Genomic DNA, 26774 nt, shown 5'->3' on the forward strand with positions numbered 1-26774 from the left:
CGTGGCAGTTCGCTGACCGCCGGATTGCAAGTCGTTAATGCGCGACGCGAGTAACAGCGCAATTCCGGGATTTTCCGCGATGGCGCTTCAGCTTGCCGCGTTTTCATCTCCGGCCGACAAAAGTCTGGTACGCCCGGCTCTTGGGTCCTGATATGCCGGGCCCGAGACCAAGCCGGATCTCGGGAGGAATTGGAATGACGAAGTGTTTGGGCCTCGTGGCCGTCTTGGCGGCATTGGGCTTCGCGACCCAGGCGTCAGCGAACCAGGATGTCCAAACGCTCGCCAGCGATCCCGCCAACTGGGCGATCCAATCGGGAGACTACAGCGGCCACCGCTATTCGAAGCTCGATCAGATCAACGCCTCGAACGTCGGCGACCTTCGCGTCGCGTGGACGTTCTCGACCGGCGTGTTGCGCGGCCACGAAGGCGGCCCGCTGGTTATTGGTGATGTCATGTACCTCGTGACGCCGTTTCCGAACGTCGTGATGGCGCTCGACCTCGCGCATGAGCAGAAGATTCTCTGGAAGTACCAGCCCAAGCAGGACCCGTTCGCCGCTGCCGTGATGTGTTGCGACACGGTCGACCGCGGCGTGCAGTATGCCGAGGGCAAAATCCTCGTGCATACGGCCGATACTTCGCTCATCGCGCTTGACGCCAAGACCGGCATGGAAATCTGGAAGGTCAAGGAAGACGATCCGAAGAATGGCGCGTCAGGAACCGGTGCGCCGCTCGTCGTGAAAGACAAGGTGATCGTCGGTGTCTCGGGCGGCGAGTTTGGCGTCCGCTGCTACATCACCGCCTACGATTTGAATTCCGGCCATCGCGTCTGGCGCGCCTATTCGATGGGACCGGACGCCGACATGCTGATCGACCCCGACAAAACGACATCGCTCGGCAAGCCGGTCGGCAAGGATTCCTCGCTCAAGACTTGGAACGGCGACCAGTGGAAGATCGGCGGCGGACCGGTCTGGGGCTACATGGCCTACGATCCGGCTCTCAATCTGATTTACTACGGCTCCGGCAATCCTTCGACATGGAACCCAGTGCAGCGCGCAGGGCCCGGCGGTAAGCGCATCGACCAGAAATGGTCGCAGACGATTTTCGCCCGTGACGCCGACACCGGCATCGCCAAGTGGGTCTATCAGATGACCCCGTTCGATGAGTGGGACTATGACGGCGTCAATGAACCTATCTTGACCGACCTCGATATTGATGGCGTCAAGCGCAAGGCGCTGACCCACTTCGACCGTAACGGCTTCGGCTACACGTTGGATCGCGTTACCGGCGAGCTGCTCGTCGCAGAAAAATTCGAGCCGGACGTCAATTGGGCGACGAAGGTCGTGACGGACAAGAGCGATCCGCAATACGGACGCCCGCTCATCAATAAAAAGTTCTCGCCGTTCGAGACGGGAACGGACGACGTGACGAAAGGCATTTGCCCGTCGTCGATGGGCGCGAAGAACCAGCAGCCGGCGGCCTATTCGCCGCTCACCAGCCTGTTCTACGTTCCGGTGACGCGCCTCTGCATGGATATGGAAGCTTTCAAGGTGTCGTATCAGGTCGGCCAGCCGTACGTCGGCGCGACGTTGACGATGTTTCCCGCGCCGGGCGAAAACGGCAACACCGGGGCTTTCATCGCGTGGGACGGCGCCAAAGGCAAAACCGTGTGGTCGAAGCCGGAACGCTTCGCCGTGTGGTCGGGCGCTCTGACGACGGCGGGCGGCATCGTCTTTTACGGCACTCTAGAAGGCTATCTGAAAGCGGTAGACCAGAAGACCGGCAAGGAACTTTTCAAGTTCAAGACGCCGTCCGGCATCGTCGGCAATCCGATGACCTACATGCACGACGGCAAGCAATATGTCGCCGTCCTCTCAGGCGTCGGTGGATGGGCGGGCATCGGCCTCGCCGCCGGATTGACCGATCCGGAAGACGGTTCCGGCGCAGTCGGCGGCTTTGCTTCTCTATCGAGCTATACAGGTCTCGGCGGCACACTGACGGTGTTCGCGCTGCCGTGAAAGGCGGCTCAAGCCGCGGAGATCCATCGGCTCCACGATCAGGAAAACCGCAGCTTGCCGTCGTACTTCACGGCCCAGGCTTCGCCCTTGCCTTTGGCTTCCGATTTTTCACCCGTCGGCGGAATAACGTCGCCGATGACGACAGGCTCTTCACCCGCCGATGTCAGCGCCGCGATCACATCGTCGGCGCGCGCCTTCGATACGACTGCGATCATGCCGATGCCGCAGTTGAAGGTGCGCAGCAGCTCCGTATCGGGAATATTACCCGTCTTTGCCAGCCATTCGAACAAGCCGGGCGCTATGAACGACGACAGGTCGATCCGCGCTGCGACATCCTTTGGCATGACGCGCGGCACGTTCTCCGAAAGGCCGCCGCCCGTGATATGCGACAGCGCTTTGATCGCGCCGTTCAAGCCGGAGCCGCCCGTCGCCCGGATCGCGCTGAGGAGCGGCTTGACGTAGATCCGCGTCGGCGTCAGCAGCGCTTCTGACAACGTCTCGTTTTGCGAATGGGCAAACGGCGCGGGCGCGTCCCAGTCGAGCTTGGCGTGTTCGACGAGCTTGCGCACGAGGCTGTAGCCGTTCGAATGCACGCCCGACGATTTAAGGCCGATTAGAATATCGCCGACGCCGACATCGGCGCGGGGCAGAATTTCGTCGCGTTCGACCGCGCCGACCGAGAACCCTGCGAGATCATAGTCGCCGCCTTTGTAGACGCCGGGCATCTCCGCCGTCTCACCACCGATCAGCGCGCATCCGGCGAGCCGGCAGCCTTCCGCTATTCCCGCGATGACATCGCGCGCGACGTTCACGTCGAGCTTCCCGACCGCGAAATAATCGAGAAAGAAAAGCGGCTCTGCTCCCTGGACGACGAGATCGTTGACGCACATCGCGACGAGGTCGATGCCGATGGTCGCGTGCCGTCCCGTGTCGATCGCGATCTTGAGCTTCGTACCGACGCCATCGTTTGCGGCCACAAGGATCGGATCGCGAAATCCCGTGCGCTTTAAATCGAAGAGACCGCCGAACCCGCCAAGGTCAACGTCGGCGCCCGGACGGCTCGTTGCCTTCGCCAGCGGCTTGATAGCTGCGACAAGCGCATTTCCTGCGTCAATATCGACACCCGCGTCGGCGTAGGTGATGGGTTTTTGCGAATTTTCGTCAGCCGCGGACATCAATCCTCGTGGTCGTTTGGAATGCCGGATGCAACAGGGTGAGCGGTCTTGCAAGCATCGCAGCGGGGAAAGGTTCGGTTAAACTCACTTTTGCCCCATTGCCAACCCGTCATGGGGGTCGTAGCAGCGACTGGACCTGAGAGCAAACGAAGCACTGACCTCTGGGTTCCACGGGATGTCGCAGCGCTGGTCTTGCCGGCTTGAGTGGTCCTGCAACACGACAAAGATGGGGGATTAACGGTGCTTGCGAGCCGCTGCCTCGCCATTGCTATTCTGATTTCGTCCGTTCTGGCAGGCGTTGATGTCGCGCCCGCGCGCGCCGACGCCGACGCGCCATACACGGTCGGGAACTATCCTGTCGAGGCGACGGCCGCCAATGCGGTTGCCGCCAAGGAGCAGGCCATGAGCGAGGGCCAACAGGCCGCGTTCCGCTCGCTGTTGAAGCGCTTGGTTCCTGTAACCGCGTATAAGCAGTTGGATCGGCTCCGCGACGTGAAGGCAGGCGATCTCATCTCAGGCATCTCGGTGCGTTCGGAACGCAATTCCTCGACGACCTACTATGCCGGCCTCGATTTCTCGTTTCAGCCGGACGGCGTGCGTTCACTTCTGACGCAGCAGGGCATTCCCTTCGTCGATCAGCAGGCCCCGCCGGTGACGGTCGTAACGGTGCTCTTGCAGGGCACCCCGCCAACGGCGAGCAACGACAGAGGCCTGTGGCACCGCGCTTGGTCGACCCTCGATCTCACGCACACGATCACGCCTGTCGTCATGAAGGATTTAAAGCCCTCGATCCAGACCGACACGATAATCGCGCTGATGTCCGGCCAGGACAGCGCGCTGCAGAAGCTCAAAGCCGAGTACGGTGAGGGTCTGGTCGTTCTCGCCATTGCCGAGCCGGACATGGCGGCCAAGCGGCTCAACGTAACGATCGCGGGCAGTGACGCCGTCGGCGGACTTTTGTTGAAGCGGGTGTATCGCATTAACGACGGTGATCTCGATTACGCCTCGCAATTGGCGGCCGTCATCTCGCTCGGCATCTTGGAGGGACGCTGGAAGGCGGTTAAAGCCGGCGTCCTCGACACGGCCGCTGCGCCGCCTTCGAACATGCCTGTCTGGGCCGCCTCGACGACGGGCAGCGGCGAAGACGTGAGGTTGACCGTGGTCTTCGGCAATTCCGATCAGTGGGACGAGATGCGTGGGCAACTTCTCGATACGCCCGGCGTCGATGCCCTGAATATCGGGTCTGTGTCGGACCGAAGCGCCGACGTGTCACTTAAATATCCCGGCGGCGCTGCAAGTCTTGCGAACGCGCTGGGCGCTCGTGGGTTAAGCCTCGCCAACACATCCTCCGGTTGGGTTCTTCGCCCAAGTTATTGAAAAGCATAGAAAATATAAAACTCTGACCTGCCGCGGATCGCGTCGTCTCACGCCAAACGATGCGTGTTCCTCCCTTTTGTTTTACCGCACTGCAAAGGAGGTTGTTCTCGACGAGACAAACGTCGAGAGGGTAGGTTCGCGCCGCCCGGATATCGAGACGGCCGGGTTGCAGGGAGAGACGGGGTCAATAACGGCGTGAGCATTCCAAATTTAATTACGCTCGGTCGGGTTATCCTCGTACCTGTGGTCTTCTGGCTTTTGCTGACCGGTGAGCTGCAAGCGGCATTTCTGGCATTCGTCGTCGCCGGTATTTCCGATGCGGTCGATGGCTTCTTGGCCAAGCGCTTCAATTGGGAAACCGAGCTTGGCGCTTATCTCGATCCGCTAGCTGATAAATTGCTGATCGTCTGCATCTTCGTGGCGCTGGGCGTGACGGGCCGCCTGCCGTCGTGGCTGGTGATCCTGGTCGTATCGCGCGACGTGCTGATCGTCATCGCCGTCGTCCTGTCTTGGCTTCTCGACCACCCCACGCCGATGAAGCCACTCGCCATCAGCAAGATGAACACTGTTGCTCAAATCGTGCTGGCCGGAACCGTGCTTGCCGATGAAGCGTTCGGTCTGAGGCTGAAAGGGCCGGTACAACTACTAACCCTGCTCGCCGCCGCCACCACGGTTGCCTCCCTCGTTGCTTATTTGCGCGTCTGGCTGCGGCACATGACGGTATACGAAACTCCCGGCTCGAAAAGCTGAGCATTTAAGGCCATGCTGTTTCGGGGTGCTTCGGCAATTGGGTGAGGATCGGGACCTATGCATTTTGAGCGGCACGCGCTGTTCTGGACGGCGACGGCGTTGCTGTTTGCCTATATCGTGCAGCTCATCGCTCCGGCATTGCTGCCGTTCGCCATCGGTCTGACGCTCGCCTACTTTCTGAGTCCCGTCGTCGATGCGATGGGCCGCATCGGTATTCCGCGCTGGATCGCGACGATCCTGCTGCTCGCGTTTTCGACTTTGCTGATCATTTTAGCGCTTGTCTTCGTCGTCCCCATTCTCTTTCAGCAGGCAGCGGGTTTCATCGAGTCTGCGCCAGGAGCAATCGACCGCCTGAAGTCACTGATTGAGACCACTGCGCGCGACCATCTCGGACCCCGCTATCCTGAGGCTGAGGCAACGGTTCGCAACGCTCTGGACAGCCTCAGCAAGGCCGTTCCATCATTGCTCGCAAGTTTTGCGGGAAGCATCTGGACTCAAGGCACCGCCGCATACAACTTTTTTACGGTCGTCCTCATCACGCCGGTGGTGTTCTTCTATGTGTTGCTCGACTGGCCCAGCATCGTCGCGAAAATCGATTCCTGGCTGCCCCGCGACGGAGCCGATGAGATTCGTGGACTCGCCACTGAAATCGATTCACGCATCTCGGCTTTCATCCGCGGCCAAGGCGTCGTTTGCATTCTGCTCGCAATCTACTACGCGGGCGCCTACAGCGTGGCTGGACTGAATTACGGCCTTCTCGTCGGCGTGGCGACAGGGCTCGCGTCCTTCATTCCTGTATTCGGATGGTCGATTGGCGCAATAACGGCCATGCTGCTTGCGATAGTTCAGTATTGGCCCGAGTTCACGCCCATCCTGGTCATTGTCGGCATCCTACTCGTCGGACAGGCGCTCGAGTCTGCGATCCTGAGTCCCTACATCATCGGCTCCGAAGTCGGGCTTCATCCTGTCTGGGTAATTTTTGCGCTGTTGACCTTCAGCTATCTGTTCGGATTTTTAGGTCTTCTCGTTGCCGTGCCGGTTTCCGCCGCAATCGGCGTGCTCGTACGTTTCGCGCTCCGAAAGTATCTCGACTCCTCTGTCTATCAGGGAGAGGTCGAAGCGGCGCCAAAGGATCCGCAGCAACCCTAATCCATGACCACGACGCCACAGCAGCTTGTCTTTGAACTTCCGCACCGCGCGGCAATGGGACTTGAAGATTTTCTCGTCTCAGAGTCGAACGCGGCCGCGGTGAGCCTTGTCGATCGTTGGCCCGATTGGCCCATCGGCGCGGCGGTCATCGCGGGGGCCAAGGGCAGCGGGAAAACCCATCTTGCGAACGTCTGGCTGACGCGCGCCGGCGCGACGGCGGTCGAGGCGTCCCAGATCTCGCGCGAAACCGTTCCCAAGGTTGCGGCAGCCGGCGCGGTTCTGATTGAGGACATCCAGAACGCCGCTGACGAAGCTGCGCTGTTTCACCTCTTGAACCTTGTGCGCGAGCAGCGGCTGCAGATCCTGCTGACGACGGATACTGCGCCGGGCGATCTCTCGATCACCCTGCCGGACTTCCGCTCCCGTCTGAAAGCTCTGCCGCTCGCGACCATCGATCCGCCGGACGATGCGCTGTTGCGCGCCGTCCTCGTCAAGCTCTTCGCCGACCGGCAGTTGAGCGTCGAGCCGCAACTCGTCGATTACGTGCTCGTTCGCATGGAGCGATCGATGCTGGCGGCAGAACGGTTCGTGTCGGCGGCTGACCGCCGGGCGCTCGCCCTGCAGCGGCGGCTGACGCGCGCGATTGCCGCTGCCACGCTCGACGCACTGGGCTATTGAATCAGCTTAAGAATCGGCTGTCACCCACCCATTCGTCATTTGGGTGTAAACCTACTATATGGATTTCTTGAACCGGATTTCGGAGCATTTCCCCATCATGGCGACCGTGAAAAGCAGAAGCAGCAAGGCAAACGTTCCAGACGTGCCCGAGGGGCCGGACCGCTTCTACAATCGCGAGCTGTCGTGGCTCCAGTTCAATCGCCGTGTTCTTGAAGAAGCGGGCAATCGGCAGCACCCGCTTCTCGAACGGTTGCGCTTCCTATCGATCGCCGCTGCCAACCTCGATGAATTCTACATGGTGCGCGCGGCCGGCGTGTATGGCCAGATCCGCGCCGGTGTCACGACGCTGTCACAAGACGGTATGACGCCGATGCAGCAGCTCGCCGCCATCAATAAGTTTGTAACAGGCCTCGTTGCCGACGAGCAGTTGAATTGGCGAACCATCAAAGACGAGCTTAGCGCAGCCGGGCTGCATGTTCTTCAGCCGAAAGATTTGACGGATGGCGAACGCGCCTGGTTGGAAAAGCTCTTTCTGAGTCACATCTTTCCGATCCTGACGCCCATCGCCGCCGATCCTGCGCATCCGTTTCCGTTCATCCTCAACAAGGCCATGACGATCGCGGTGGAAATGGTGCGCCCGGTCGACGGCAAGACCATGAACGGCCTGATCCCCATTCCCGGTCAGCTCGAACGTTTCATTCGTCTCGAAACACATCCCGACAAGCCGCACGACGTGCGTTTCATTCAGCTCGAAAACGTCATCGGCATGCATTTGTCTGAACTGTTCTCAGGCTTCGAAATCAAGAGCCAGGGCACGTTCCGCGTGCTGCGCGACAGCGATATCGAATTCCAGGAGGAAGCCGAAGATCTCGTCCGCTCCTACGAAAGCCAGTTGAAGCGCCGCCGCCGCGGCAACGTCATTCGGCTCGAGATCGATTCACGCATGCCGGAAAAGCTTCGCAAGTTCGTCATCGACGAACTCGAAGTGCGCGATGAAAGTGTTTTCGTGAAGGAAGGTATTCTGGCGCTCGCCGATACCACCCAGCTCATTGTGTCCGACCGACCGGAATTGCTGTTCAAGCCGTTCACGATCCGCTTTCCCGAACGCATTCGCGAATTTTCCGGCGACTGTTTCGCCGCGATCCGCAACAAGGACATCCTCGTCCATCATCCCTACGAAAGCTTCGACGTCGTCGTGCAGTACCTGCGCCAGGCCGTTGCCGATCCGAACGTCATGGCGATCAAATGGACGCTCTATCGCACCTCGCGCGACAGCCCGATCATTCAGGCGCTGAAAGAAGCCGTGGAAGCCGGTAAGTCGGTGACGGCCGTTGTTGAGCTCAAGGCGCGCTTTGACGAAGCGGCGAACATCCGCTGGGCGCGCGATCTCGAAAGTGCGGGCGTCCACGTCGTCTACGGCTTCACCGAATTGAAGACCCACGCCAAGCTTGGCTTCGTTGTCCGCCGCGAAGGCACCGACCTCACGACCTACTGCCACATCGGCACCGGCAACTACCATCCGCAAACGGCGCGTGTGTATACGGATCTTTCCCTCTTCACGACCGACCCGATGGTCGCACGCGATGTCACGCGCATTCTGAATTTCGTCACGGGCTACGGTGAGCCTGTGGAACTAGAATGCATGGCCGCGAGCCCGCACGGCATTCGCAACCGTATCATGACGCACATTGCCGAAGAGATCAGGAATGCGAAGGCGGGCAAACCGTCCGGCATCTGGTGGAAAATGAACGCGCTCGTCGATCAGCAGATCATTTCTTCCCTTTATGATGCCAGCAACGCCGGTGTGCCGATCGATCTCGTCGTGCGTGGCATTTGCTGCCTGCGTCCGGGGATTCCGGGGCTATCGAGCAACATCCGCGTAAAAAGCATCGTCGGCCGGTTCCTCGAGCACTCGCGCATTTATTGTTTTGCCAATGGAGAGGCCTTGCCTTCCCCCAAGGCCGCCGTCTACATCAGCTCCGCCGATATGATGCCTCGAAATCTTGACCGGCGCGTCGAAGCCTTGGCGCCGATTAAGAATCCGACAGTCCACGAGCAAGTGCTGAATCAGATCATGGTTGCGAACCTGAAAGACAACCAGCAGAGCTGGCGGATCAATTCCGACGGCAGCGCGACTCGGATCGAACCGGGTCCGGGGGAGGAAGCCTTCAATGCCCATAAGTACTTCATGACCAATCCTTCGCTTTCGGGCCGCGGACAGTCTCTGAAAGAGAGCTTCCCGCAACGTTTCCGCCAGCCTGGTTAGGCCCGGAGCTTGAATGACACGGTGGAAAGAAATCTCGGGCGCGAATGAGCGCACCGCAGAAATGGAGCCTATCGCCGTTGTCGACATCGGCTCCAACTCCGTGCGCCTTGTCGTCTATGAAGGCGCCGTGCGGGCACCGACGCCGGTCTTCAACGAAAAGATCCTTTGCGGTCTCGGGCGCTCGGTCGCAACGACTGGAAGTCTCGCGGCCGATGCCGTCGAACGCGCCATCGCGGCCCTGTCGCGCTTCCGCGTGATCGCGCATATCCTCAGCGTCAAGAACATCATGGTGATTGCCACCGCGGCCGTTCGCGACGCTCAGAATGGCCATGACTTCATCACCCGCGGCGAGAAGGCTATCGGCGCGAAGATCGAAGTCCTCTCCGGCGAAACGGAAGCCCGCCTCGCCGCCCAGGGCATCATGATGGGTTTCATCGATGCCGACGGCGTCGCGGGCGATCTGGGCGGCGGCAGCCTCGAATTGATCGATCTGGAGCAGGATCGCCTCAAGGAAGCCGCGACCTTGCCGCTCGGCGGTCTGCGCTTGATCGACACCACCGGCAACAAGATCGAACGCGCGACCGATATCATCGACAATGCGCTGGCAAGTTTGCCCTGGCTCAGAAACGGCACGGGGCGCACGTTCTATGCCGTCGGCGGCACGTGGCGCGCGCTCGCGAAAATGCAGATGGACCGTGTCGATTATCCGTTGCGCGTCATGCAGGGTTATCGGTTGACCACGCGCGAAGCGCTCGACCTGTGCGAGCAGTTCCGCAAGGTCAAGAAGCCGCTTGATCTGCCCGGCATCACCGGCGTCGCCCGGGCCCGCCGCGAAGTCCTGCCTTTCGGTGCTCTCGTGCTGGAGCGCCTGTTGCGGCAGATGGAACCGCGCCAAGTCGTATTCTCCGTGTTCGGTATCCGTGAGGGCTTGATCTACGGACTTCTGCCGCCCTACGAGAAAGCGCGCGATCCGCTGATCAGTTTCTGTGAGGATTACGCCGCGCTCCGCTCCCGTTCGGTCGAGCACGCTTACGAGCTTTGCGCCTGGACCGACCAACTCTTCTCCGATCCAACCCTCGAAGAAACGGCTGATGAACGACGCCTGAGACACGCAGCCTGTCTGTTGTCGGATGCCGGCTGGCGGGCGCATCCCGACTACCGTGGCGAGCAGAGCATCAACACCATCGCCCATGCCGGGCTGGGCGGCGTGGACCACCAGGGGCGGATATTTCTGGCCCTCTCGGTTTTTCACCGCCACGAGACATCCGAGGATAGCAGCGCCGGGCTTTCCGACCGCCTGCGCAGCCTTGTTAGTAAACGTGTGCAGCGTCGAGCCCGGATTCTTGGTGCGGCGATCCGGGCTGCCCATATGCTCTCGATCGGCATGGCGGGCGTCATCGACCAGACGCCCCTCAGCTTTGAAGACGGCGCGCTTGTCCTGACCCTGCCCCCGGTTTATGCGGCCCTGGACGGGGAAAGGCTGCGGCGGCGATTCGGAGCACTCGCCGAATTGGTCGGCAAGCGGGCGGAAATCCGATTTAGCGGTTGAGAGGCAGTACGCCTCGCTTGCGTCGCAACAATTTCTGATAATCTCGGATTAAAGTTCGCAGGATGAAGACAGCCTCCATGGCGGAAGATCTTTACGATATTCTCGGCGTATCGCGCGGGGCGTCAGAAGATGAAATACGCAGTGCATTTCGCAAGCTCGCGAAAGCCAGCCATCCTGACGTCAATCCCGGCAATGCAGGCGCAGCCGAGCGCTTCAAGAAAATCACCGCCGCCAACGACATCCTGAGCGATCCGGAAAAGCGCCGCCAGTACGACGCCGGCGAGATCGACGCCAAAGGCGATCCACGCCGCCCGCAATGGAGCCGGGCCGGAGCCGGTGCCGGGCGTCACAGCCCGTTCGGCGCCCGCGGTTTCGAGGGCCGGGCTGGGGCGGGTGGCGGTTTCGATGACTTCAGCTTCTCCGACATTTTTTCGGATGTCTTCGGCGCCGCCGGCACACGCGCCCGCCGCGATGCGCAGGGAGCGGGTCCCCGCGGCAACGATGTCCGCTATTCGCTAGAGGTCGATTTTCTCGACGCAGTTCAAGGCACCAAGAAGCGCGTCACGCTGCCTGACGGCGGCACGCTGGATCTCAACGTTCCCGAAGGCGTGGTCGACGGCCAGGTTCTGCGGCTCAAAGGTAAGGGTGCGCCCGGTGCCATCGGTGGCGAGGCTGGCGACGCTCTGGTCGAAATCAAGGTTCGCCCGCATCCCGATTTCCGCCGCGAGGGTGATGATCTGCTGCTTGAGCTGCCGATCACGATCGACGAAGCGGTTCTCGGCGGCCGTGTCGAAGTTCCGACCGCCACGGGTCGCGTGCAGTTGACGCTTCCCAAGGGCACGAGTTCCGGCAAGACGTTTCGCTTGAAGGGCAAAGGGGCGCGCGGCAAGAACGGCCACGTCGGCGATCAGCTCGTCACCGTCAAGATTGTCATGCCATCCGAGATCGACGACAGCCTCTCATACTTCTTCTCCGAATGGCGCCAGACCCACAGCTACGATCCGGGCCGGAAGTAGCCAGTCCTTATCGTCATCCCGGCGGAGGCCGGGATCCAGTAAAACTGCAATATCTGTCCTGTCGAGGCTTGTCTGGGTGCCGACCTTCGTCGGCATGACGGTGGCGTGTGTCCACGATTGGCGGCCGTACGGAATGCGAGTCGCCAATCGCGATTACAAACTCTACCTTGCAGCAGGTACCGCGCGCACTTCGCCGTTGACGAGGGTCAGCGCAAGCTCGCCGCGCTTAAGCTTAAGCGCAGCATCCCCGAACAGCGTCCGCCGCCAACCCTGCAGGGCCAGAATGTCGGCTTCATCTGACGTCGCGAGCTGTTCGAGATCATCGCTGTCGGCGATGATGCGCGGCGCCACGCCATGCTCGGCAGCGGCCGCCTTCAGCAGTACCTTTAAAAGCTCCAGCGTCGCGCTCGCTTCGGCCGAAAGCGCTTCGTTGCGCTCGATCTTCGGCAGCGTCTTCGGATCGCGCGCCAGACCCACCTTCACGACATCGATGATTTCCTTCGCCCGCTGCGAGCGCGCAAAACCGTCCGAAAGCGTACGCAATTGGCCAAGCGCATCGGCGCTGGCAGGCAACTGATTGGCGATATCGTAGAGCGCATCGTCGCGCAGCACGCGTCCGCGCGGCACGTCGAGCTGCTGCGCCATGCGTTCGCGCCACGCGGCAAGCTCGATCAGGACTGCGAGCGACTTCCGCCCCTTCACGCGCAGCTTCAGCCGCTGCCAGGCGTTTTCCGGCTTCGCATCATAGGTGGAAGGGCTGATGAGCACTTCCATCTCTTCCTGCAGCCACGGCGTGCGGCCAGTCTTCTCCAGCATCTGCTTGAGACGCACATAGACGTCGCGCAGATGCGTGACGTCGGCGAGGGCGTAATCGAGCTGCTTTTCGGAAAGCGGCCGGCGGCTCCAGTCCGTGAAGCGTGAGCTTTTGTCCAGATCGACGCCCGTCGTCTTCTTGACGAGGTTGACGTAGCTGATGCTGTCGCCATAGCCGCACACCATCGCCGCGACCTGGCTGTCGAAAACCGGCGTCGGCACGACTTGCGACTTCAGATAGACGATTTCGATATCCTGCCGCGCGGCGTGAAAGACTTTCACCACCGAGGTGTTGGCCATCAAATTGTAGAATGGCGCCAAATCGATGCCGGGGCTCAACGGGTCGACGACCGCCTCGGCTTCCGGTCCCGCGAGCTGGATAAGGCACAGCAACGGCCAGAACGTCTGCTCGCGCAGAAATTCGGTGTCAACGGCAACATATTCACTTTTCGCCAGCACGTCGCAGAGTGCCGACAGTTCGGACGTGGTCGTGATCATTCGCATCAGGGCAACGCCTATAGCGCATGGATTCGCGGTTGTCGCCATCAGCTTGGTCGCGGAGTGGACAGGCTTTCGGCGTACTCCTACCCTCTCGGGGCCAGCCGGAAAATCCCTGCAATTACCGGACCCGAATGCCCCAATATCCGGGTAGAGACGCCGCCAGGACGTCTCAGGGCCGGTAACCTTGACTTTCCGCCGCCCGCATGCGCTTTTCCGCGGCGATTTTCACCCACATGACCAAAGGGTTTTCCGGCCATGGCCGAGGCTAAGCTGCATCGTTATCGCTCGCACACCTGCGGCGCGCTCCGGAAGAGCGACGTCGGCTCGCAAGTGCGTCTTTCGGGTTGGGTGCACCGCGTGCGCGACCACGGCGGCGTTCTGTTTATTGACCTGCGCGATCATTACGGCCTGACCCAGGTGGTGGCCGATCCCGACAGCCCGGCGTTCAAGGTGGCCGAAACCCTGCGTTCAGAGTGGGTCGTCCGCGTCGACGGCAAGGTCCGCGACCGGCCGGAAGGCACCACAAACGCCGAACTGCCGACCGGCGAGGTCGAGCTTTACGCCACTGAAATCGAAGTGCTTTCCGCGGCGAAAGAGCTTCCCGTCCCGGTCTTCGGCGAGCCCGATTACCCGGAAGACCTGCGCCTGCAATATCGCTTCCTCGATCTGCGCCGCGAGACGCTGCACGGCATCATCATGAAGCGGCTCGACATCACGCGCTCGATTCGCCGCCGCATGCATGACGTAGGCTTCAACGAATTCCCGACGCCGATCCTGACCGCATCGAGCCCCGAAGGCGCGCGCGACTTCCTCGTGCCGAGCCGCATTCATTCGGGCAAGTTCTACGCGCTGCCGCAGGCCCCGCAGCAGTACAAGCAACTTTTGATGGTCTCGGGCTTCGACCGGTATTTCCAGATCGCGCCCTGCTTCCGCGACGAGGACCCGCGCGCCGACCGCCTGCCCGGCGAGTTCTACCAGCTTGACGTCGAGATGAGCTTCGTCGAGCAGGAAGACGTGTTCCAGACGATGGAGCCCGTCATCACCGGCCTGTTCGAGGAATTCGCCAACGGCAAGCCGGTCACGCAAGGCTGGCCGCGCATTCCTTACGATACGGCCATCGCCAAGTACGGCTCCGACAAGCCGGACCTGCGCAACCCGATTGAAATGGCCGATGTCACCGAGCACTTCCGCGGCTCGGGCTTCAAGGTCTTCGCGGGCATGATCGAGAAGGATGCCAAAACGCGCATCTGGGCAATCCCCGCGCCGACCGGCGGCAGCCGCGCATTCTGCGACCGCATGAACTCCTGGGCGCAAGGCGAAGGCCAGCCGGGCCTGGGTTACATCTTCTGGCGCGATGGCGACGAAGCGGGCGCCGGTCCGATTGCGAAGAACATCGGCCCCGAACGCACGGTTGCGATCAAGAACCAGCTCGGCTTGAAAGACGGCGACGCTGTCTTCTTCGTCGGTGGCAACCCGGCGAACTTCTACAAGTTTGCAGGCGCCGCGCGTGATCGCGCTGGTCATGAATTGAAACTGATCGACGAAGACCGCTTCGCGCTCGCCTGGATCGTCGACTTCCCGTTCTACGAATGGAACGAGGAAGACAAGAAGATCGACTTCTCGCACAACCCGTTCTCGATGCCGAAGGGTGGACGCGAAGCGTTGGAAGCTGCCGAGAAGTCCGGCCGCGATGCGCTTCTCGCGCTCAAGGCGAACCAGTACGACATCGTCTGCAACGGCTACGAGATTGCCTCGGGCTCGGTCCGTAACCATGTCCCCGAGACGATGGTGAAAGCGTTCGAGATCACCGGGCTTTCGAAGGCCGATGTCGAGGCGCGCTTCGGTGGTCTCTACCGCGCGTTCCAATACGGCGCGCCGCCGCACGGCGGTATGGCCGCGGGCATCGAACGCATCGTTATGCTGTTGACAGGCGGCAAGACCGTTCGCGAAGTCGCGCTCTTCCCGATGAACCAGCAGGCGGCAGATCTTCTGATGGGCGCGCCGAGCGAAGCCTCGCCCAAGCAACTGCGCGAACTCTCCATCCGTGTCGTCACGCCGGAGAAGAAAGCCTAGAACTCTTTGTCATCCTCGGCTTTGCACCGAGGATGACAATCAACGTGTCACCATCTCTAACGTCATCCCGGCGCAGGCCGGGATCCAGCCAAGTCGCACCATCGTCATGCGAAAGGCCGCCTGGATGCCGACCTCCGTCGGCATGACGATAATAGTGTGTGCGATTGGCGGCCGGCTACCCACAGGGGAGTCGCCAATCGCCAACAAAAAAAGCGCCTTTCATTTGAAAGGCGCTTGAGTTTTATCCGGACTGCTGGGCTTGAAATCCGGTGGGGTAATCGTCGAGATTAGTTCGTCAGGCCCTGCGCCTGCGGCAGCAGCACCGACACGATGACTGTTCTGCCATCCTTGACGGCATTGCCGACCCACTGGCCTTGCTCGCCGCGATAAAGCGGCGAAATTCCCGTATAACCCTGATGCGCTAACTGCACGCGCGCCTGCTCGGCGTTTGCCGCGTTTGCGAGTTCGGCACTGAACGCAGCCGCGGACGCGCCGTTGTTCGTCGCTGCCTCGTCGGCATAAGCCGGAAGCGCCATGCCGGTCAGTGCTAATCCAATTAACATTATGCGAGTCATGTAAGCTCCATTAAACTGCGCGGCGCACATGCCGCCTGTGATGAATCTGAGATAGACACTCGACCCGTTCACCGCCACACAACTCCCCGTGCGTCCGATCGCGAATGTCGTGAACAAGATGTGATCGACGCCCCGTTCGGTTGCATCGAATGATTGAAATGAGAGGCGAAACGCAATGAAACTGCTGTTCCTCGGCGCCGGCGCGACTGGCGGCTATTTCGGCGGCTATTTGGCGAAGGCTGGTGTCGACGTGACGTTTCTCGTCCGCCGGAAGCGCCGCGAGCAGTTGGCGCGCGACGGTCTCAAGATCGAAAGCGTGGACGGGCGTCTCGATATCCCCGTCAAAGCCATAACCCGCGACGAGATCGTCGCGCCGTATGATGCAGTCATCCTCAGCGCGAAAGCCTACGACCTCGACAGCGCGACAGACGCGATCCGCCCGGCTGTCGGCGACACGACACTGATTTTGCCGGTGCTCAACGGCATGAAACATCTCGATACGCTCGACGCTGCGTTCGGCGCTGCGCGCGTGCTCGGCGGTCTTACTCATATCAGCGTGACGCTGACCGAAGACGGGATTATCCGCCAGTTTGGGCAATTGTCGACGCTGACGATGGGCGCGCGCTTCGCCGGGCAGAAGGCGGCGGCGACGGCGCTTTACGAGACACTCGCTCGCGGCATCGAGGCACGCCATGCCGACGACATCATCTTGGCGATGTGGGAGAAGTGGTACTTCCTCGCCGCCTTCGCAGCATCGACGTGTCTGATGCGCGCCGGCGTCGGCGACATCGTGCGCGCCGCGCACGGAGCAGAGTTTACGCTGAATGTGCTGAACGAATGCACCGCCATTGCCGGCGCGAACGGTTATCCGCCTCAGCCTGAGATGATGGAATTTTCGCGGACTTTCCTGACCGATCCGGCTTCGACATTGTCGGCTTCGATGCTGCGCGATATCCAGCGCGGTGGGCAAATCGAGGCGGACCAGATCGTCGGCGACATGATCCGCCGCGGCAGGGCGCATGGCGTCGCGACGCCGCTTCTCGATCTCGCTTATCTCCATTTGCAGGCTTATGAGAACCGCTGTGCGGCCGTTAAGCCCGGTTGATCGCTATAGAGCCCGTAGGATTACGACTTGTTAATCCGGCTGCAGCTTCTGCCTTGTTTCCAATTCGCCGTTGCGAGACTAATACGGAAATCATCTTCAGCCTGGAGATCCGGCATGATCCGTATGCTCGCCGCCGCTGTGTTCGCGCTGTTCGCTCTGACAGCAACGGCGGACGCGCGTGCCCCTGCACACGCCGACGAATGGAACGGTGCCGAGATTAACTGGCGCGACGCGCGGTCCGGCATTTATGAATCGGCGCACACGGGCCGGCCTGTCATCATGGTATTTCACGCCACATGGTGCTCCGTCTGCAAACGGTTCCGCCAGGTCTTCAAGGACCCGGCCGTGGTTGCAGCTTCGCGCGATTTTGTGATGATCCTGGTCGATGCCGACCAGGAAAAAGAGGTCAATGGCGCCTTCCAGCCGGACGGCTCTTACGTCCCGCGCACGCTCTTTCTTGATTCGGATGGCAACGTCTCCGACAAGCTCATCGGAACCGATCCGCAGTATCCCCATTCCGTCAACGTCGACAGTCCAGCTGAACTGCTGGCGCTGATGAAGAAAGCGCACAGCGTCTACAACATTGCGCCTGCTGCGACCGACCCGCAGCCATCCAGCGAAAGCCCGATCTGATAATTCTTCGGAACTTTTCCTCAGCGTGTTGCGCTCGCCCCTCTGACCCGCCATAAGGTCCGGCAACGCGGACGTGGTGGAACCGGTAGACACACAGGACTTAAAATCCTGAGACGGTAACGTCGTGAGGGTTCGAGTCCCTCCGTCCGCACCATTTGTCGAATTGACAACGATCGCGGGTATGTACGCTGGTGCCAACTCGCATTTCCAAACAGAGTCGTAAGCGCCTTGCGAAAGCGTGAATCGATAGCCCAGCTTGCCGAACACGCTCTGCGCCTAGCGCAGGTCGGCGAATTCGAAGGCGCCGCCGCATTTTTCGAGCAAGCCATCGCGCTCGACGCTGGCAATCTCGATCTGCGATACAACCTCGCCGTGGTTGAAGAAAACTTGGGCCACATCGGCAAGGCTGCGTCGCTGCTCATCCAGGTGTTGCAACGCAAGCCGGCGAGCCCGTTCGCGGCGGCTTCGCAGTTGTCGCGGCTGTTCACCCGCTATCGCGTCGACGACGGTGCCGTTTTGACGGCCGCGGGCTTGAGCACCGCGCTGCAAACCCGCGACGTCGCGCTTCAGCCGATCACCGAGGCGGGCCTGCAATGGCTGTCGACGCAGAACGCAGATTGGCGTTATGGCATTCGTCGTATTGCAAGCGGCGAAGTGAGTGAGCTGGAAGCGGGCCGCGCGATCCTCGGTAAGCTACGTCACCTCGGCCGCGCCGAACACGAAATGCTTTGCCTCTGCCTACGCGAGGGCATCGTCAAGAGCATCGACAACGAACGCCTGCTCACAGGGGTGCGCGCAGCGATCCTGCTCGATGGCGGCCGCACGTTGTTCGACGACCGCGATCATTTTAATCTTGCGCTGGCACTGATGGTTCAAGGCTGGAACAACGACTTTGCCTGGGCCGAAACCTCGCAAGAGACGGACGCAATCTCCGCCTTGGAGATCGAGCGCGCCGCGCTGCTGGCGGCCGATATGCCGACGACGCGCGCGTTCCTGTGCGCGGCCCTGTATCGACCGCTGGAGGAGATCGTGTCGCCACCGCTCGGCGTGGACGATATGCGCGTCTTGAAGCCGAAAAGTTTCCGCGAAACGCTCAGCGCACAAATTCTCGAACGCGCCGACAGAGACGCTGCCGCCAAGTCGATCCCGGCAGTCGGTGCGCTTTCTGATGCAACCTCGCTGAAGGTTGCGCGCCAGTACGAAGCCTCGCCCTATCCGCGCTGGAAAACGGTTCAGCGTTCGGCGCCCGGTGCGCTGCAACGCTACCTCGGCCGCTTGATGCCTGCAGATTGCTTTGCGTTCATGGACAAGGAATGTGACGTCCTGATTGCGGGCTGCGGCACCGGGCAACAGGCTTTGATGTCGGCGACGGCGCATGGCCCCAAAGCGCGGCTGCTCGCCATCGACATCTCGCGGGCGAGCCTCGCCTACGCCGGCGTCATGGCCGCGCGTGAGAAGGTCACCAACGTCTCGTTCGTCCAGGCCGACATTCTCGATGTTGCGCGCCTGGAACGTCGCTTCGATCTCATCTATTGCGTCGGCGTTCTGCACCACATGGCTGACTGGCGTGCAGGCTGGCGCGCATTGCTGTCGTGCTTGAAACCGTCGGGCCTAATGAACATCGGGCTCTACAGCGCGACGGCGCGGCAAGGTCTTCGCGACTTGCGCGACGATAAGGATTATCCCGGCGCGGGCTGTACGGATTCTGCTGCGCGCATCTACCGCCGGTCACTGCTGCTGCGTGATGATGGAACTGCGGCGAGCTACGTCAAGCAAAGCCGCGATTTCTATGCACTCAACACATTCCGCGATCTCGTCCTGCACGAAAGCGAAGCAACCGTGACGATCGAGGAGATAGCACAGTTCCTCGATGATGAAGGCCTCGTGTTTCGCGGTTTCGCATTGGACGCGAATGTGCTGCAGGAATTCGCAACTCTGTTTCCCGCCGCCGCCCCCGCCGGCACACTTGCCGACTGGGCGGCTTTTGAGCGGCTGAAACCCCACACGTTCGACGGCATGTACTACTTCTGGGTCGAACGTCAGGACAAACCCGCAGCCGGATAAGGGAATTGCGTCGCGTCATGCAAAGCGCCTGGCGAACATGACGCAAACCACGACCACGCCCGTTGCCGCGATCATTGTCCAGGCGACGGGTTCGTGCAGCACAAGCCCTGCGAACGCGAGGCCGAAAAACGGCTGTAGCAACTGCAGCTGACCGACGCTTGCAGTGCCTCCGATTGCCAGTCCGCGATACCAGAAGACAAAACCGATAAGCATGCTGAAGACCGAGACATAGGCTAGGCCCATCCACGCGGCCGATCCAATGTCGGGCCACGACGATGGCAGCGTCGCAATCGCAATCAGCAACATTGCCGGCGCGGCAAAGACCAGCGCCCATGATATGACTTGCCATCCGCCGTACTGGCGAGCGAGTTTGGCGCCTTCGGCGTAGCCCAAGCCGCAAACGATGATCGCGCAGATCATCAGAATATCACCGACGGGCGACGCATTTCCCTCATAACCGAAGGCGAAGCCAGCGACCGTGGCGCTTCCCACGATTGAGAAGAGCCAGAACAAGGGCTTCGGTCGCTCGCCCCCGCGCACGACGGCGAAGATCGCAGTCGCAAGCGGCAAGAGACCGATAAATACGATCGAATGCGCCGACGTGATGTGTTGGAGCGCGATCGCCGTCAGCAATGGAAAACCGATGACGACGCCCGCTGCCACGATGCCGAGCGGCAGAAGCTCGCCGCGGTCGGGCTTTTTCTGCCGCAGAGCGATCAGCAGCATCGCCGCCAGCAGGGCAGCGATGACGGCGCGGGCGGACGTCAAAAACAACGGAGAAAATCCAGAAACGGCGACGCGCGTCGCCGGCAGGGACCCGCTGAAAATGATCACGCCGATCAGGCCGCTGATCCATCCGTCGGCCGAGGATTTCATATCGCCTCCATAGTGCTGAAGGCCGATAGACTTAAATGGGGCTGACTGGCGCGCCCAGACACAATGCAGTACAATTTCAAGAAACTGTACTGATACAAAAAGCCATACACATGAAGAAACCGAAGAATCGCGGCGCAACCCGCACCGACACCGTCATGCACGAGATCCGGGCCAAAGTCGCAAAACGCACTTTGGCGGTCGGAGACCGATTGCCGTCCGTCCGCCGGTTCGCGGCGACAATGGGTGTCTCCCCGTCGACCGTTGTCGAAGCTTACGACCGGCTGGCGGCCGAGGGCCTGATCCGGGCGCGGAGAGGTTCCGGCTTCTACGTGTCGGGAACGGCGCTGCCGCCGCTCGCCTTCAAGGAAACCGGCCCCAAGCTCGATCGCGCCGTCGATCCGTTTTGGGTTTCGCGTCAATCTCTCGAAGCGGATGCACGCGTCTTGAAGCCGGGCTGCGGTTGGCTACCGTCAGATTGGATGCCGGGCGAGGACTTGCGTCGGGCCTTTCGCAAGTTTGCGCGCGCCGACGATCATCTGCTGACCGAATACGGCAGCACGCGTGGAGCGATAAATTTGCGCCGCCATCTGCTCGCGCGCTTCGCAGAAGACGCGCTTGAGTTGACGCCGGATCAGCTTCTGCTGACCGCATCGGGCACGCAGGCGATTGATCTGATTTGCCGCTTCCTGCTGCGTCCGGGCGATACGGCTTTGATTGACGATCCCTGCTACTTCAATTTTCGGGCGCTTTTGCGCGTGCATCAGGTGAAGATCGTTGGCGTCCCCTATACGCCGTCGGGTCCAGACGTTGCACGTTTTGAAGCCATCCTCGCTTCCGAACGGCCGCGCCTCTACATCACCAACTCCGCGCTGCATAATCCGACCGGTGCAACGATGTCGTTGCAGACCGCTCATCGCCTGTTGAGTGCGGCAGAGGCGCATGACCTGACGATCGTCGAGGATGACATTTTCGCCGATCTCGAACCCGACCCGTCTCCGCGCCTCGCCGCATTGGACGGTTTGAGACGCGTCATTCGTATCGGTAGTTTCTCGAAGACACTTTCGGCGTCCCTACGCTGCGGTTACATCGCCACGCGGCCCGACTGGATCGAAGATCTTGTTGACCTCCAGGTCGCGACCAGTTTTGGCGGCCCGAGCCCCGTCGCGACCGAAGTGCTGGCCGACGTGCTCACCGGCGGCGGCTATCGCAAGCACATGGATGAGCTTCGATCGAAGCTGGCAAGGTTGCGCCGTCGGACGTCAGATAAACTACGTGATCTGAATATCGAGCCGTGGGTGATGCCCCGCGGCGGCTTTCACCTCTGGTGCAAGCTGCCGAACGCACGGGATTCCGCGGCTGTCGCGCGAGCGGCGCTTAAGGAAGATGTTGTGCTCGCTCCAGGAAACGTTTTCAGCGTATCGGATACTGCGTCGGAATTTCTGCGCGTCAACGTCGCACAATCGACCGATCCGCGGGTATGGGACGTTATGCGCCGCGCCATCGACGCCGGAAATCGCGGGGCGGCAGAATGATATTTCCGAATGTCACGTGACCGTCTACCTTCGCGACGCCGTTGCTAAAGAATTTTCAAATACGCACGCAATTCATACGCGTCATTCACTGTGGGAAAGAGTTCCGCTTGTTTAAGCGATAGTGTGGGCCTCGGGCTGTCCCTTGCCACTTTGTAACGCGATTTGTCGGGCAGGCAGCGACGGAACTGCCTTTCTGAACCGTCGTTAATCGGGGGCGACGACTGGCCTCGGATACTTTGCATAGAAACGCATTAGGAAACGGACGTATCGCGGATGCGTGCCAAAAGTTTTGTCTTGCCGATAATCATCGCGCTCGTTGCGGGCGCGGGTTATGCGGCGTGGATGCGCGAGCATCCTGCCGACGCCGAAAAGAAGAAACCGGAAGAAGCCGTTCCCGCCACCGTCGCGACCGCGGAACGCAAAGACTTTCCCGTTTACTATGACAGCTTAGGCAACGTGCAGGCGTGGAATACCGTGACCGTGCGTTCGCGAGTCGATGGCGAGATCGACAAGGTTGCGTTCCAGGAAGGCCAGTTCGTCAAGGCCGGAGATCTTCTGATCCAAATCGATCCGCGGCCGTTTCAAGCGACACTCGATCAGGCCGTCGCTAAAAAAGCTCAGGACGAAGCCGACCTCGTCAATTTAAAGCGCGATCTCGATCGTTTCGTGAATGCGGGACCGTTGGCGTCAACGCAACAGCAGATAGACACGCAGCGCTCGGCCGTGAAGCAGCAGGAAGCATTGATCGCGGCCGACGCCGGCGCCATCGACGACGCCAAGGTGCAGCTCACGTATACGACGATCCGCGCACCGATCTCGGGCCGCATGGGGTTTCGCCTGGTCGATCAAGGCAACATCATCCACGCGACCGACACCGGCGGCGTCGCGACCATCGTGCAGATCGAACCGATTGCCGTGATCTTCACGGAGCCTGAGCAAAAGCTTTTGAGCATCCTCGATCAGTTGAAGCACGGCGCTCTGCAGGTCGCTGCCTATACTCCGGATGGTAAGCGCGAACTGGGCAAGGGCGAGTTGTCGCTCGTCGATAATCAGGTCGACATGACGACGGGCACGATCAAGCTCAAGGGAAAATTCGCCAACGCCGATCATGTGCTTTGGCCCGGCCTCTCGGTGTCGACGCGATTGCTCATCCGAACGGAAAAGAACGTCGTCGTCATCCCCGACGCAGCCGTCCAGCGCGGCCCTGAAAATTTGTTCGCCTACGTTGTGCGTCCCGACAATCGGATCGAGATGCGCAAACTTGTGGTCGGTGAGATCCAGAATGGTGAAGCCGTGATCAAAAGTGGCGTCGAACCCGGAGAGCGCGTGGTTACATCCGGCTACTATCGCCTTGCGCCCGGAACGCTCGTTGATTTGACGGAGCAGAATAACCGCAAGGAAAAGGCCGCGCACACCACCGCGTCAGTTATGACCGCGCCAGTAAAGCGCCCGTCCGGCGAGGCCGAGTAACATGGACAGCGGCGGCATTTCAGGTCCGTTCATTCGCTACCCGATCGCGACGTCGCTGATCATGGTCGGCATTCTTTTCGTCGGCGTGATCGCATTTATGAATCTGCCGGTCGCGCCGTTGCCGCAGATCGATTTTCCGACCATTCAGGTTTCGGCCAATCTTCCCGGGGCGAGCCCCGAGACGATGGCATCGAACGTCGCGCAGCCCCTTGAGCGGCAATTCGCGCAGATTCCTGGCGTGACGCAAACGACGTCGACCAGCGGCCTCGGTGTCACGACTATTGTCGTGCAGTTCGATCTCGATCGCGATATCGACGGCGCGGCCAACGACATCCAATCCGCCATCAACGCTGCTGGCGGTCAGTTGCCGCAAGACCTTCCGCAGCCGCCGATTTATCGCAAGGTCAATCCCGCCGACAGCCCGATCCTGCTGCTTTCCGCTACTTCCGACGCCATGCCGCTGACCGAGGTTGACGACAACGCCGATACGAAACTTGCGCAGCAGATCAGTCAGATCAACGGCGTCGGTCAGGTCGTGATCGGTGGCGAGCAAAAGCCTTCGATCCGCGTTCAGCTCGACCCTGCGAAGCTCTACGCCCGCGGCCTGACGCTCGAAGATGTGCGAACGCCGCTCTCGATCACCACCGTGAACAGCCCTAAGGGCTCGGTCCAATCCGCCAATCGCGGCTATACAATTTACACCAACGATCAGCTGACTGACGCGAAGTCCTGGGACGACGTCATCATCGCCTACCGCAATGGCGCCCCGATCCGCATCAAGGACGTCGGCAAGGCAATCGTTGGGCCGGAAAACGATCAGGAGGCGGCGTGGGCCAACAATAAGCGCGGCGTCTTCCTGATTATCTTCAAGGAGCCGGGCGCCAACGTCATCGAGACAGTCGATCGCATCAAGGCCGAGCTGCCGCGGCTTCAGGCGGCGATGCCCAAGGCGCTCAACGTGCATATTCTGAGCGATCGCACGCAGACGATTCGCGCGTCCATCGAGGATGTCGAATTCGCACTGCTGCTCTCGGTGGCGCTTGTTGTCGCCGTTATTTTTGTTTTCCTGCGCAGCCTTTGGGCGACAATCATTCCCAGCGTGACGGTACCGCTGGCGCTGTTCGGCGCCTGCGCGCTGATGTATGTCTTGGGCTACAGCCTCGACAATTTGTCGCTCATGGCCTTGACGATCGCCGTCGGCTTCGTCGTCGATGATGCCATCGTCGTTCTCGAAAACATCGTGCGCTACGTCGAAGACGGCGAAAAGCCGTTCGATGCGGCGATGAAGGGGGCGCGCGAAATCGGCTTCACCGTCGTCTCGATCAGCATTTCTCTCGTCGCCGTCTTCATCCCGTTGCTGATGATGGGCGGCATCATCGGCCGCCTGTTCCGCGAATTTGCCGTTACCGTCACAATGACGATTGCTGTTTCGGGCTTCGTCGCGCTGACGCTGACGCCGATGATGGCCTCGCGCTTCCTGAAAAGCGAAAAGGAGGTACAGCGCGGCCGCCTTTACAAACTGAGCGAACGCGGATTCGACGCGCTGCTCAATGGCTACAGCCGCGGCCTCGATTTCGTTCTTCGCCATCAGTTCCTGACGCTGATGACATTCTTCGCGACGTTGGGGTTGACCGCTTATCTCTTCGTCACCATCCCGAAAGGCTTCTTCCCGCAGCAGGATACTGGCCTCATTATCGGCATCTCCGAGGCGGCCGAAGACACCTCATTCGACGCCATGATGAAGTATCAGGAGGAAGTCGGCAAAGTTGTTTCCAGCGATCCGGCTGTCGCGACAGTGGCAATGGCAATCGGCGCCGGCGGAACGACGCCCGCGCTCAACAGCGGCCGCGTCTATATCACCTTGAAACCCAAGTCCGAGCGCGATGCGTCGGCATTCCAGGTCATCCGCCGTTTGCAGCCGAAGCTCGCAAAGCTCGAAGGCGTTCGCCTCTTCATGCAGGCGGCGCAGGATGTGAATGTCGGCGGCCGCGCGTCGCGCACGCAATTCCAGTACACGCTTGAGGACGCCGACACCAACGAGCTTAACACCTGGGCACCGCGAATCCTCGAAAAACTGAAGACGCTGCCGACGCTCCGCGACGTCGCGACCGATCAGCAGATGGCAGGCACGACGCTGAAGGTCGAAGTCAATCGCGATCAGGCCTCGCGTTACGGCCTGACGCCCGACGAGGTCGATGCGACGCTTTATGATGCGTTCGGCCAGCGGCAGGTCGCGCAGTACTTCACCCAGCAGAACAGCTATCACGTCATCATGGAAGCATCGCCCGAGGTGCAGGCCGACCCCCACAGCCTCGATAAGCTTTACATCCACTCGCCGACGACCGGCGGCCTCATCCCGCTCGGAACGATCGCTTCGTGGACGACACGGAAGACCGAACCGCTGTCGATCTCGCATCAGGGGCAGTTTCCGGCCGTAACGATCAGCTTCAATCTCGCGCCCGGCGCTTCGCTCGGCACGGCGACCAACCAGATCAGGGCCGCAGAGCGCGAGCTGCGCCTGCCGGCCTCGATGCAGACGACATTCCAGGGCAACGCTCAAGCCTTCCAGGCATCACTGACGACGATCCCGCTGTTGATCGCGGCAGCACTTTTCGTCGTCTATCTGATCCTCGGTATCCTCTACGAGAGCTACATTCACCCGATCACCATCCTGTCCACGTTGCCATCGGCGGGTGCGGGTGCGCTCATCACCTTGATGCTGTTCGGCTTCGACTTCAGCCTTGTCGCCATGATCGGCGTTATCCTGTTGATCGGCATCGTCAAGAAGAACGGCATCATGCTCGTCGACTTCGCCATTCACGCCGAGCGCAACGAGCACCTGTCGCCGGTCGAAGCCATCCGCAAGGCGGCGCTGCTGCGGTTCCGGCCGATCATGATGACGACACTTGCGGCCCTGCTCGGCGGCGTCCCGCTGATGATCGGCGCCGGAACGGGCGCAGAAATCCGCCAGCCGCTTGGCTATGCGATGGTCGGCGGTCTTGCGATCAGCCAGATCCTGACGCTCTTCACGACGCCGGTCATTTTTCTGTACATGGATCGGTTGTCGAACTGGCTGACGAAATCGGCGGAGGACTCTAAGGCGCCGAGTGACAAGGCGGGTCCTGCGAACGCCGCGCCCGCGCCATAACCGAAGCCG

19 protein-coding genes and 1 tRNA gene are annotated in these 26774 nt (G+C 60.8%); 16 read left to right on the forward strand and 4 right to left on the reverse strand.

The genetic code is table 11. From position 1 onward, the window contains the following. Positions 1–194 precede the first annotated feature (194 nt). The gene (locus RLW55_RS07775; protein ID WP_423416049.1) at positions 195–2015 is read left to right on the forward strand and encodes a methanol/ethanol family PQQ-dependent dehydrogenase; all 1821 of its coding nucleotides are present in this window, start codon (positions 195–197) and stop codon (positions 2013–2015) included. Between the two features lie 38 nt (positions 2016–2053). Here the strand turns inward: RLW55_RS07775 and purM are convergent, their stop codons facing one another. Beyond that, complete coding sequence (purM, locus tag RLW55_RS07780) at positions 2054–3190, reverse strand: phosphoribosylformylglycinamidine cyclo-ligase (RefSeq protein ID WP_423416050.1); 1137 nt, start codon at positions 3188–3190, stop codon at positions 2054–2056. A gap of 240 nt (positions 3191–3430) precedes the next feature. Here purM and RLW55_RS07785 point away from each other — a divergent pair, with 240 nt between their 5' ends. The 7 genes from RLW55_RS07785 (at position 3431) to RLW55_RS07815 (ending at position 11975) form a co-directional block, all read left to right on the forward strand. After that, positions 3431–4567: a DUF2066 domain-containing protein gene (locus tag RLW55_RS07785; RefSeq protein WP_423416051.1), complete on the forward strand. Its 1137-nt coding sequence runs from the start codon at positions 3431–3433 to the stop codon at positions 4565–4567. A 195-nt stretch (positions 4568–4762) separates the two neighbouring features. After that, positions 4763–5317, forward strand: a complete 555-nt coding sequence (locus RLW55_RS07790) for a CDP-alcohol phosphatidyltransferase family protein (RefSeq protein ID WP_013949717.1) — start codon at positions 4763–4765, stop codon at positions 5315–5317. 57 nt (positions 5318–5374) lie between these two features. Continuing rightward, positions 5375–6466, forward strand: a complete 1092-nt coding sequence (locus RLW55_RS07795) for an AI-2E family transporter (protein ID WP_409561188.1) — start codon at positions 5375–5377, stop codon at positions 6464–6466. 3 nt (positions 6467–6469) lie between these two features. Further along, on the forward strand, positions 6470–7144 hold the full coding sequence (locus tag RLW55_RS07800) for a DnaA ATPase domain-containing protein (RefSeq protein WP_409561187.1): 675 nt from the start codon (positions 6470–6472) through the stop codon (positions 7142–7144). Between the two features lie 97 nt (positions 7145–7241). Then, the gene (locus tag RLW55_RS07805; RefSeq protein WP_423416052.1) at positions 7242–9410 is read left to right on the forward strand and encodes an RNA degradosome polyphosphate kinase; all 2169 of its coding nucleotides are present in this window, start codon (positions 7242–7244) and stop codon (positions 9408–9410) included. A gap of 13 nt (positions 9411–9423) precedes the next feature. Next, the gene (locus RLW55_RS07810) at positions 9424–10959 is read left to right on the forward strand and encodes an exopolyphosphatase (protein WP_414464045.1); all 1536 of its coding nucleotides are present in this window, start codon (positions 9424–9426) and stop codon (positions 10957–10959) included. Between the two features lie 77 nt (positions 10960–11036). Then, positions 11037–11975: a DnaJ C-terminal domain-containing protein gene (locus RLW55_RS07815; protein ID WP_013949712.1), complete on the forward strand. Its 939-nt coding sequence runs from the start codon at positions 11037–11039 to the stop codon at positions 11973–11975. A gap of 162 nt (positions 11976–12137) precedes the next feature. Here the strand turns inward: RLW55_RS07815 and rnd are convergent, their stop codons facing one another. Further along, positions 12138–13292: a ribonuclease D gene (rnd, locus tag RLW55_RS07820; RefSeq protein WP_423416053.1), complete on the reverse strand. Its 1155-nt coding sequence runs from the start codon at positions 13290–13292 to the stop codon at positions 12138–12140. A gap of 267 nt (positions 13293–13559) precedes the next feature. Here rnd and aspS point away from each other — a divergent pair, with 267 nt between their 5' ends. Further along, the gene (gene aspS, locus RLW55_RS07825) at positions 13560–15362 is read left to right on the forward strand and encodes an aspartate--tRNA ligase (RefSeq protein WP_423416392.1); all 1803 of its coding nucleotides are present in this window, start codon (positions 13560–13562) and stop codon (positions 15360–15362) included. Positions 15363–15649: 287 nt separating this feature from the next. Here aspS and RLW55_RS07830 read toward each other — a convergent pair whose 3' ends face one another. Then, positions 15650–15937 (reverse strand): hypothetical protein, encoded by a 288-nt coding sequence (locus RLW55_RS07830; protein WP_409561184.1) that lies wholly within the window; start codon positions 15935–15937, stop codon positions 15650–15652. A gap of 175 nt (positions 15938–16112) precedes the next feature. Here RLW55_RS07830 and RLW55_RS07835 point away from each other — a divergent pair, with 175 nt between their 5' ends. From RLW55_RS07835 to RLW55_RS07850, 4 genes are all read left to right on the forward strand, one after another. Further along, positions 16113–17042, forward strand: coding sequence for a ketopantoate reductase family protein (locus RLW55_RS07835; protein ID WP_423416054.1), 930 nt, complete (start codon positions 16113–16115; stop codon positions 17040–17042). Positions 17043–17156: 114 nt separating this feature from the next. Continuing rightward, a complete protein-coding gene (locus RLW55_RS07840) occupies positions 17157–17675 on the forward strand; it encodes a thioredoxin family protein (RefSeq protein WP_409561182.1) in 519 nt (172 codons plus the stop codon). A 67-nt stretch (positions 17676–17742) separates the two neighbouring features. Next, a tRNA-Leu gene (locus RLW55_RS07845) sits at positions 17743–17829 on the forward strand. 74 nt (positions 17830–17903) lie between these two features. Then, positions 17904–19739 carry a methyltransferase domain-containing protein gene (locus RLW55_RS07850; RefSeq protein ID WP_423416055.1) on the forward strand — a complete coding sequence of 612 codons (1836 nt, stop codon included), beginning with the start codon at positions 17904–17906 and terminating at the stop codon, positions 19737–19739. A gap of 15 nt (positions 19740–19754) precedes the next feature. Here RLW55_RS07850 and RLW55_RS07855 read toward each other — a convergent pair whose 3' ends face one another. Beyond that, entirely contained in the window at positions 19755–20615 is an 861-nt protein-coding gene (locus tag RLW55_RS07855) for a DMT family transporter (RefSeq protein WP_423416056.1), read from the reverse strand. A 110-nt stretch (positions 20616–20725) separates the two neighbouring features. Between RLW55_RS07855 and RLW55_RS07860 the strand changes: the two genes are divergently transcribed. The 3 genes from RLW55_RS07860 (at position 20726) to RLW55_RS07870 (ending at position 26765) form a co-directional block, all read left to right on the forward strand. Continuing rightward, complete coding sequence (locus RLW55_RS07860) at positions 20726–22147, forward strand: PLP-dependent aminotransferase family protein (protein ID WP_423416057.1); 1422 nt, start codon at positions 20726–20728, stop codon at positions 22145–22147. A 273-nt stretch (positions 22148–22420) separates the two neighbouring features. After that, a complete protein-coding gene (locus tag RLW55_RS07865; protein ID WP_423416058.1) occupies positions 22421–23617 on the forward strand; it encodes an efflux RND transporter periplasmic adaptor subunit in 1197 nt (398 codons plus the stop codon). A gap of 1 nt (position 23618) precedes the next feature. Next, positions 23619–26765: a multidrug efflux RND transporter permease subunit gene (locus RLW55_RS07870; protein ID WP_423416059.1), complete on the forward strand. Its 3147-nt coding sequence runs from the start codon at positions 23619–23621 to the stop codon at positions 26763–26765. Positions 26766–26774: the final 9 nt, after the last annotated feature.

It is taken from the genome of Hyphomicrobium sp. B1, from assembly GCF_049532635.1.
Classification (GTDB): domain Bacteria; phylum Pseudomonadota; class Alphaproteobacteria; order Rhizobiales; family Hyphomicrobiaceae; genus Hyphomicrobium_B.